General features: G+C 36.3%; 10 protein-coding genes and 1 pseudogene. 5 read left to right on the top strand and 6 right to left on the bottom strand.

Going from position 1 to position 9,506, the window contains the following annotated elements:
* Window positions 1-441, bottom strand: a 441-nt coding sequence (locus tag IQ226_RS23545; RefSeq protein ID WP_193899434.1) for an AAA family ATPase, incomplete at its 3' end; no start/stop codon positions are given.
* Window positions 442-599: 158 nt separating this feature from the next.
* The gene (locus tag IQ226_RS23550) at window positions 600-1,835 is read right to left on the bottom strand and encodes an LL-diaminopimelate aminotransferase (RefSeq protein ID WP_193899436.1); all 1,236 of its coding nucleotides are present in this window, start codon (window positions 1,833-1,835) and stop codon (window positions 600-602) included.
* Between the two features lie 48 nt (window positions 1,836-1,883).
* Here IQ226_RS23550 and IQ226_RS23555 point away from each other — a divergent pair, with 48 nt between their 5' ends.
* The gene (locus IQ226_RS23555) at window positions 1,884-2,048 is read left to right on the top strand and encodes a hypothetical protein (protein ID WP_193899438.1); all 165 of its coding nucleotides are present in this window, start codon (window positions 1,884-1,886) and stop codon (window positions 2,046-2,048) included.
* Between the two features lie 120 nt (window positions 2,049-2,168).
* Here the strand turns inward: IQ226_RS23555 and IQ226_RS23560 are convergent, their stop codons facing one another.
* Window positions 2,169-2,735 carry a thioredoxin family protein gene (locus tag IQ226_RS23560; protein ID WP_193899440.1) on the bottom strand — a complete coding sequence of 189 codons (567 nt, stop codon included), beginning with the start codon at window positions 2,733-2,735 and terminating at the stop codon, window positions 2,169-2,171.
* Between the two features lie 53 nt (window positions 2,736-2,788).
* Here IQ226_RS23560 and IQ226_RS23565 point away from each other — a divergent pair, with 53 nt between their 5' ends.
* Together IQ226_RS23565 and IQ226_RS23570 are read left to right on the top strand one after the other, a co-directional pair.
* A complete protein-coding gene (locus IQ226_RS23565; protein WP_168642423.1) occupies window positions 2,789-3,193 on the top strand; it encodes an NIL domain-containing protein in 405 nt (134 codons plus the stop codon).
* Window positions 3,194-3,474: 281 nt separating this feature from the next.
* Window positions 3,475-4,473 carry a CHAD domain-containing protein gene (locus tag IQ226_RS23570; protein WP_193899442.1) on the top strand — a complete coding sequence of 333 codons (999 nt, stop codon included), beginning with the start codon at window positions 3,475-3,477 and terminating at the stop codon, window positions 4,471-4,473.
* Window positions 4,474-4,533: 60 nt separating this feature from the next.
* Here IQ226_RS23570 and IQ226_RS23575 read toward each other — a convergent pair whose 3' ends face one another.
* Window positions 4,534-5,214, bottom strand: coding sequence for an MAE_28990/MAE_18760 family HEPN-like nuclease (locus tag IQ226_RS23575; RefSeq protein ID WP_193899444.1), 681 nt, complete (start codon window positions 5,212-5,214; stop codon window positions 4,534-4,536).
* Window positions 5,214-6,329 carry a DUF262 domain-containing protein gene (locus tag IQ226_RS23580; protein WP_096662587.1) on the bottom strand — a complete coding sequence of 372 codons (1,116 nt, stop codon included), beginning with the start codon at window positions 6,327-6,329 and terminating at the stop codon, window positions 5,214-5,216. Before IQ226_RS23580 ends, IQ226_RS23575 begins: the two co-directional genes overlap by 1 nt.
* Window positions 6,330-6,462: 133 nt before the next feature.
* Here IQ226_RS23580 and IQ226_RS23585 point away from each other — a divergent pair, with 133 nt between their 5' ends.
* Window positions 6,463-6,897, top strand: coding sequence for a type II toxin-antitoxin system HicB family antitoxin (locus IQ226_RS23585; RefSeq protein WP_193899446.1), 435 nt, complete (start codon window positions 6,463-6,465; stop codon window positions 6,895-6,897).
* A 168-nt stretch (window positions 6,898-7,065) separates the two neighbouring features.
* Window positions 7,066-9,177, top strand: coding sequence for a S8 family serine peptidase (locus IQ226_RS23590; protein WP_193899448.1), 2,112 nt, complete (start codon window positions 7,066-7,068; stop codon window positions 9,175-9,177).
* A gap of 198 nt (window positions 9,178-9,375) precedes the next feature.
* Here the strand turns inward: IQ226_RS23590 and IQ226_RS25415 are convergent.
* Window positions 9,376-9,506: pseudogene (locus IQ226_RS25415) on the bottom strand (IS701 family transposase); the annotation flags it as partial.

The raw sequence follows: 9,506 nt of genomic DNA on the forward strand, positions 1-9,506 counted from the left end.
ATATTCTAATGTATTGCCTTCATCATCTGTTATTTTGACAATTCCTCCAATTTCTTTTTCTATTAATTCAGATAATTCAGATTTTTCATGTTCAAAACGAATGACAATATTATTGAGTATTTGGGAATTTTTACCTATATTAAATATCTCTCTCTTAGTCTCTTCTTGTAAAAATAAACTATATTTATTCAAAATTTCTCCAATTAACTCAGGAGTAACTTCGACGTTATTTATATTTTCTACAATTTTATTATCAATTATTTCTACATTGGTACGTGCAAATTTATGAATTATATCTTCATTAAAAATTGCCCATAATAATTGAGCGACATAGCTTTTACCGCTATTATTGCGGCCAACAAAAACAAAAAAATCTTTCGATAAATCAATGGCTTGAGTATTGTTTTTAATCGGACCTAAATTTTTGATGATCAATTTCATATAAATTAACCTCTAAATTAGTTGTACTTTGTATAAATAAATAAAAACGGAAGGGTTGAGTCTATAAAAAACTCACCTTAATATTATACTAAACCAAAACGTCATCAATCTACCACTTAGTCTGATATAAAAGGGTGGGCATTACCCACCACAATATTCTACACCTTAAACTTAGCCGTAATCCGCTTCATGGCTTCTTCCACATTTTCCCGACTATTAAAGGCAGAAATGCGGAAATAACCCTCACCCGCAGCACCGAAACCAGAACCGGGAGTTCCCACAACATTCACAGTTTCTAATAATTTATCGAAAAATTCCCAACTAGATAAACCATGAGGAGTTTGCACCCATACATAAGGGGCATTTACGCCACCATAAACTCTTAAACCTGCGTTTGTGAGTTCTTGGCGGATGATTTTGGCATTGTCTAAATAGAAGCTTATCAAGGCTTTGATTTGTGCTTGTCCTGCTTCTGAATAAACTGCTTCTGCACCGCGTTGAATAATATAAGAAACGCCGTTAAATTTGGTAGATTGACGACGATTCCAGAGTTTCCAAAGTTCAACATTAGAACCATCAGCAGCTTTAGCTGTGAGGTTTTTGGGAACAACAGTTAAAGCGCAACGAGTTCCGGTAAACCCGGCATTTTTGGAGAAAGAACGGAATTCAATCGCACAATCTCTCGCACCTTCGATTTCAAAAATAGAATGAGGTAAGGTAGGATCGGTAATAAATGCTTCGTAAGCGGCATCAAAAAAGATAATTGAACCGTTAGCTTTGGCATAATTTACCCATGCTTGCAAGTGTTCTTTGGTTGCAGTTGCACCTGTGGGATTATTAGGAAAGCAAAGATAAATTAAATCAACTTTTTGACTAGGAATTTCGGCGGTGAAATTATTTTCAGCGGTGACAGGTAAATAAACTAAACCACCATATTCACCTTTTTCATTCGCGTCTCCCGTGTTACCCGCCATAACGTTGGTATCTACGTAAACGGGGTATACTGGGTCTGTAACGGCGATGATGTTATTTTTGCCAAAAATATCGAGAATGTTGCCTGTATCGCACTTAGAACCGTCGGAAATAAAGATTTCATCGGCTTCTATGGCTGCTCCCCGTGCCTGGAAGTCGTGGGTGGCAATTTTCTCCCTTAACCAAGCATAACCCTGTTCTGGACCATATCCTTTAAAAGATGAGCGATCGCCCATATCTTCCACGGCTTTAATCATGGCTGTGCGACAGGCTTCTGGTAAGGGTTCGGTGACATCACCAATCCCCAAGCGAATAATTTTCGCATCGGGGTTAGCTTGTGCAAAAACATTTACCCGTCGCGCAATTTCTGGAAACAGATAACCAGCTTTGAGTTTCAGGTAGTTGTCGTTAATTGTAGCCATAGTAAATTTTGAGAAAAAAGACAATCATACACTATCTTACTTTGAGTAATGTCTGATAAACTAATCAAGTTTGAAGAATTGGTGAATAGAGTTAATGGATTATTATTATTAATTCAGCAAAATGATGATCCTAAATCATGGTTTTTATTGTCTGAATCAGGATTTCCAGGATTAGATGATTTTCAGGATTTTTATTTGAAGGTTAATCAATAATACTAATATGATCTGCTCATAAATAATAATTAAGAAACTTCATCCTGTACATCCTTAACTCTTGAAAATCCTGATTCTGACAAATAATAAATTAATAACTTTTTACTAATCCCCAATCATCTAATTTACAACTTGACTACCATGACTGCGAGGATCATCTTGATTGCTATCTGTGGCGACTTGTGCGGAAAATTGCGAGGTTTTACCATTACCTTGGATGTGGGGAAGGGTAGAACCGGCAATTAAAGCTTCTAAATTACTAGCCATAATGGTGCGGGGGATATCACCAATGGTTTCGGCAATGGTTTCCCCTTGTTTACCTAAAAATACAAAGTGAGGAATGCCGTCTACTCGATATTTGAGCATTTCTGGCAACCATTTGCTATTATCAACATTCAACATGACAAAATTCAGGCTGTTATTGTACTTTTCTCTGAGTTTGGCCATGTCGGGTGTCATCTTCTGGCAAACTGTACACCAATCGGCGTAGAACTCGACGAGAGAAGGTTTTCCATTGCTGACAGCTACTTCTAAGGGAATAGCAGTTTTACCCAATTCCGCCAGGGAAACTGAGGTAGAATCAGTTTTAAGTCCCAGGAAGAGGGCAACTCCCAAAGCGATCGCTACAATGGCAATTAAGAAGTTTTTGATGCGGTTACTAGAATTTGCAGGGGCTTCGGTACTCATAATCAATTTATTAAGACTTATTAACTTAGTTCATTTTACTGTTTTCTCACATAATGAAAAAAAGAGTTACCCTGACTTTTCCTAAACGGGCGATTCAAATGCCTGTTACCTACCGACTAGCAAAGGATTTTAATGTCGCTGCGAATATTATCCGCGCCCAAGTTGCCCCGAATCAAATTGGTAAACTGGTGGTAGAATTATTGGGAGACATTGATCAGTTGGATGCGGCAATTGAATGGATGCGATCGCAAAATATTCATGTTTCCCTGGGTTTAGGTGAAATTGTCATTGATGAGGATGTATGCGTTCATTGCGGTTTATGTACGGGGGTGTGTCCCACTGAAGCCCTAGCCATTAATCCAGAGACATATAAACTCACCTTTGTGCGATCGCGCTGCATAGTCTGTGAACAATGTATTCCTACCTGTCCCGTACAAGCTATTTCCACTAATCTTTAAACAACAATTAAGTATTAATTCAAGTTGTGAATTATGGCGTTGCTAATTAAGGGTATGAATTTTAGTCTCACGCAAAGGCGCAAAGACGCAAAGGTAAGATTTTTAAAGGTTCAATTTAGGAATTTCATACCTCAATATGGCTAATGCCTCCGGCACGCTACCGCGAACGCCACGCAGGCTATCAGCAACGCCTGAATTATCTACTTGAGGCTGGTAATTGGTAATAAAATTCCTGGTTTCATCCTGTTCATCCTTTAATCCTGGACATCCTGATTCTGACAATGAAAATCTCCTCAGCAACACCAATTAAAACCCTCGGTGAAACTGCACACCAAGCCGTTGAAACCCACTTTACAAAAACCATAAAATGGGAAAAAGCAGTTAAAAAAGATGAAGATCCAGAAGCAGTACACCAAATGCGAGTAGGAATGCGACGGTTACGAACTGCTGTGAGTAGATTTGAGAGATATTTATTTTTACCAAAATCAGTTAGTGATAAAAATATTGGTAAACTTGCGAGAATTTTAGGTAGTCTCCGAGATTTAGATGTTCTTGCAGAAATTTTGGAAAAGAATTACAAACCACATTTACTTGAACAAGAACAAAAATCTCTGGAAACAGCTTTTACAGAATTGCATAAACAGCGAGAAGTCGCCGTTTCTCATGTTCACAAAACATTTAAGGATCAAATTTATCAATCTTTTAAAAATGAAGCTGAAAATTGGTTAAAAAATCCTAGTTATCGCAGTTTCTCATCTGTACCAATTTCTCACGTACTACCAGATTTACTCTCACCAGAAGTTAGTGAATTTTGCTTACATCCAGGATGGCTAATTGGTACTAAAATTGTCGAATCAGAAATAGTAGTCCAAACAAAATGGACACCCAACCAATTAGAAGAACATCTGAAAACAGAAGGTAAAACTCTCCATGATTTGCGAAAACAAGCCAAACGTCTCCGCTACCAAATGGAATTATTTACTGAATTATATGGTGAGTCTTTTACTGCACATATTCATGATATTAAAAATATTCAAGAAATCTTGGGAATGATCCAAGATAATATGGTTTTACATGAGTGGTTAGAGAATATCTTCAAATCAGAACTGGATACTCAATTACGTGGGTTAACGACCCTATTAGCCGCAAATCGTTATCAATTGTGGCAAGAATGGCAACCACTACAACAACGTTATTTACAAGCAGATACTAGATATAATTTGCATTTGGTAGTATTACAAGCGACGTTGGAAAATGTTAAACAAGAAGAAAGAGATTAATTTATGGTCTGTCTAATTTCTGATAGTATAGTCTCTTAAATTTAATAAAATTCAGTTCAATTATTCAGAATCCAAATATTCCTGTTTCACTAGATATTCATCAATATTTTCTAGAATTTGTCTAAGATACTTTATAACTCTTTCGCTGATTTCAACAAGATTTTCCGCAGATGTATTTTGACCAACTTCTTTAAAAGACATAACACCATGAGCTAAATCATTTCTATTTTTTTTTATTGACAGTAAATCAATTCCATCTCTAGTCGCAACGTCAGTTTTACTAGAAAATCCGTATTTTTTAGCTATATTCTTAATTTCTTTAGCATCCACATTACCAGAAAAAAAATCATCTCTATTAAAGCCAGATTGAATAATATCTTTAACAATATTTTCTATTTGTTCTACAAAATCATTAACACCACATTCTTGTACATTCTTTTTTACATTTTGCAAAATTATTCTTTTAATTTCTATTTTAAGTTGATCGAAGGAAACTCCTTTTTTACTCATTTCATCAAAAATACTTTGAATAGCATTTCTCATAGTAGATTCTACAAGATTGTAAAGTAATAAAAATCCAGTAGCTTTTAAACTTTTATCTAATTCCGGATCAATTTTAGAAATTGCACCATCTTTACTTAATAGAATTTCACCCTGTTCTAAATCTCTCAGAAAACAAAGATAATCACTAACGTCTTTAGCACGTTCGTCAAAATCATCTAAATCTAATATTCTTTTCACTAAACTGTACCTAAAATCTGATCACGAACATATTCAAGACGACGAATAACTTTATTTCTAGAACTACTAGCATCGCTGCTAGTGTATTCTCTAAATTCTTTTGAATCTAGGAAATCTACTGATACAGGTTGGAGGTTATCTTGCTGTCTTAAAGCTAAAGTTATACCAACAGCAAGAGATTCAAATTTAATTCGAGTTGTAGTTCTATCTTTCTTATTTCCTTGTCTAAAACCTGTTGGAAAGTGTGTTCCTACAAAATCAATCATTACATAAAATTCATTTTTCATGTTTTGTAAAAGATTTGGATCAGCTTTATTCATAGCATCTAAATAGTCATCGAGAAATTCATTAATATTTTTATTGAAATCTTGATAATTATTTAGGAATGCAAAAAATCGTAAAACAAATTCTTGGGGTTCTACTCTTCCAATTGACGGTTCTGTAAAATTACAAAGATGGATGAATTTTTCATACTTTGCTAATTCATCTATTACATTAAGAAACGCACCTCTTCTAATACCCCGGCGTTTTTCCATTGGGTTTAATTCAACGCTACCAGTATTAATTCTTTCAAATAAATCTCTACGAGTTTCTTCATCAGCATCTTCTGTTAGTTGAATCATTCTTATGGTTGTTCGCTGGAAACGTCTTTGACGTGCAATAGGTAGATTGGAAAATCGAAACCCTTCCAGCTTATTTAGCTTCTCTAGATTTTGTAGTTGTAATTCATTATTAAGAAAATTTGCTAAAGTACGAATTCGTTGTGTTCCATCTATAAGTTCTAAACGAGCTAAATCCTTTGTATTTAAAGGATTTTCGTCTGTTTCTTCCCCTGAAGTATCTGCAACATAAATATAAGGAATAGGTAAACCTAACAGAATAGACTCAATAAATTTAGATTGTCTTTTGATATCCCAAATCATTGCTCTTTGGTAATCTGGAATAAATAATTCATTAGAATCATCATCAAGACCATTTAGGTATTTGTCAACTATAACTTCAATAGGGTATTCAATTGTGTTGTAATCAACAGATTTTTTCTTGTCGCGGATTTGCATTTCTGCTTCTTCCTGCATTTCTTCTGTAATTTTTTCGATTAATAAATTAATACTCATATTAGATTAAAATATCTAAGTGATTAAATTTATATTATCCTATTTTCTGTTCTTTGGCTACATCATCACCAAAGAACATCCTGTGAATCCTCAAATTCTGATTCAGACAAACAAATTTAACACCGGGATTATTATGACTCAATTTGTATATCCAGCCATGCTGACTGCTGATGAAAAAGATGGTGGATTTGTGGTGACATTTCGGGATTTACCAGAAGCTATTACTCAAGGTAATTCGTGGGAAGAAGCACTTCATGAAGCTGCTGATTGTTTAGAAGAAGCGATCGCTCTTCGGATTGATGATAAGCTAGAAATCCCCCAACCATCACAACCCAAAAATCAAGAGTATTTAGTAGCCGTACCAGCGCAGACAGCAATAAAAGCCGCACTATATCTAGCAATGCGTGAAAAAGGTATTAGCAAAGTCCAGCTTGCTTCTACTCTCAATATCCATGAAAAGGAAGTCAGACGTATCCTAGATCCCCACCACGCCACAAAATTATCTACAATGGAACGGACTTTAGGGGTACTCGGACAACGAATTGAATTACAAATCACCGCAAAATAGAATATATTCACAATACATTCGCCATTTTTTGTAGGTTCGGTTGACGCAAGGAAACCCAACAAATGCGTTGGATTTTGTCTCATTGCTGTGCGAACATAAACTTTCCACAAACCAACCTACGAATCAAGGTTTTTTCAATTTGGCTAATTCCACCAATCCCCAATTCTTATGAGTGATAATATTAATCCTGCGGATTTTCCTGAATCAGATGTAGCAAATAACGGCGAGTCACTAACCTTACAACGGGGTGGTGAAGAGTTAACGCTAGAAAAAACGCTATATCGTTTTACTATCCGTCCTAATGCTAATTTTCCCCACGAAAAATTAACACAGATTCCTGGTAGCGTATGGCGGCGGAGTATTCCTCAAGCAAAATTAGAACTATACACGGTTTTTCCTAATCAGCTAGATGCAGTCATGTCTCAACTCCGTGCTGATGAAAATGTAGATTTTGTCAGTCATGTTTATACATTGGAAAATAATCCGGGAACTTTTGTTTATCTCAGTGACCAAATTACAATTCAATTTGCCACTTGGGTAAATAATACTAAAATTAATACTATTACCAGCACATTGAATTTAGTTCAAGATCAACCAGTAGTTGGCATCCCAAATACCTTCGTTTTTGTTGTTAGTAAACAAGCTACACAAAATCCCGTTAAAATTACCAATTATTTACAAACACTGCCAGAAGTTTTAGCGGCTGAACCAAATATTCTCATTCAACAAGAACCCCATTATAAACCCAAAGATTCTCTTTATTCCCAGCAATGGTATCTCAATCATAATAGTGGTAATCAGTTGGTAGCTGGTTCGCATATTTCCGTAGAACAGGCTTGGGATACTACTCGTGGTGTGCGTTCTATAGTGGTAGCTGTAGTAGATGATTCCTTTGATTTAAAACATCCAGATTTTCAAGGTACAGGTAAAATTATTGCTCCTAGAGATCTAAAAGAAAATGATTTTTTACCCTTACCTGGAGAAAAAGAAACTAGTCATGGGACTGCTTGTGCAGGATTAGCTGTAGCTGAAGAAAATGGTTCGGGAATTGTGGGAGTTGCTCCTGGTTGTGCAATGATGCCCATTCGCACTACTGGTTTTTTAGATGATCAATCAATTGAGGATATTTTTGATTGGGCAGTAGAAAAAGGCGCGAGTGTAATTTCTTGTAGTTGGGGAGCTTCTGCTGTTTATTTCCCCCTTTCTATTCGGCAAAAAGCGGCTATTAACCGGGCTGCTACCAATGGACGCAAGGGAAAAGGATGTGTGATTGTTTTCGCGGCTGGAAATGCTAATCGTCCGATTAATGGGACCGTAAATGAACAGAATTGGCCGAAAAATATTGTCCAAGGGAAGACAAATTGGTTGAGCGGTTTTGCTGTTCATCCTGATGTGATTACTGTATCTGCGTCTACTAGTTTAAATAAAAAGGCTGCTTATAGTAATTGGGGAGGTAATGTTTCTGTTTGCGCTCCTAGTAATAATGCTCCCCCAGGAATGTGGTTTCAAGAAACTGGTTTTGTTTATACACAACCGGCAATTGTTTCTTCTCTATTTGGATTGGGAGTATTTACAACAGATCAAATAGGCGCGGCTGGTTATGATGCGGGAAATTTTACTAAAAACTTTGGCGGTACTTCTAGTTCTACTCCCATTGTGGCAGGAGTAGCGGCTTTGGTATTATCAGCTAATCCCGATTTAACGGCTCAACAAGTTAAACGGATTCTGCAAGATACGGCTGATAAAATTGTGGATAATAACCCTGATCTTCAGTTGGGTGTGCGTGGGGGTACTTATGATAGTAATGGTCATAGTCAATGGTTTGGTTATGGCAAAGTTAATGCTGCTAAGGCTGTAAGACTAGCGCAGCAGATGGGTGCGGTTGCCAAAATTACCAATAAACAAATTCAGGTCAAAAATTCTCAAGTTGTGAATATTCCTGATAATAATAGACAGGGAATTAAAAGTGCGATCGCTATTAATGAAGCTGTCAATGTCACAGATATCCAAGTTACCGTAAATATCACCCATGATTTTTTAGGAGATTTAGAAGTTTATTTAATTGCTCCTAATAATCAGCGGATTTTATTACAAAGTCGCACATTAGGTCGTCGTAATCAATTACAAAATACTTACACACTGCGATCGCATCCTGCCCTGAAACAATTACTTTCTTTACCCGCAAAAGGTAACTGGCAATTACAAGTTATTGACTACGCTACCCTAGATGTCGGCAAACTTAATAACTGGGAATTGGTAATTGGAGTAGGTAATAAATAATTACGTAATTGGAATCGCTATAGCGGTATGCACTTGCATGAGATATATCATAGCCCCCTCATCGCTTGCGGGGAGGGGGTTGGGGGTGGGGTTCTTGTATCTCACTCAATCGAGAACCGCTATAACTGGTATATCAATTCCTATTTTAGTGAAGTACAAGCAATAATATAGGACTTACGCATTGACAAAAAAATGAATCTATGTTGATGAAGCAGCACAAGCATTGGTAAGATTGTCCACAATGTAGTCGCGCACAACTAAAGTGAATAAGTTTCTTTGCACTTCATACCAATTAGAAATTATGTTTTCAGAGCGCATTTTTTCTAAAC

The sequence above is a fragment of the Dolichospermum sp. LEGE 00240 genome, from assembly GCF_015207875.1.
GTDB lineage: Bacteria > Cyanobacteriota > Cyanobacteriia > Cyanobacteriales > Nostocaceae > Dolichospermum > Dolichospermum gracile.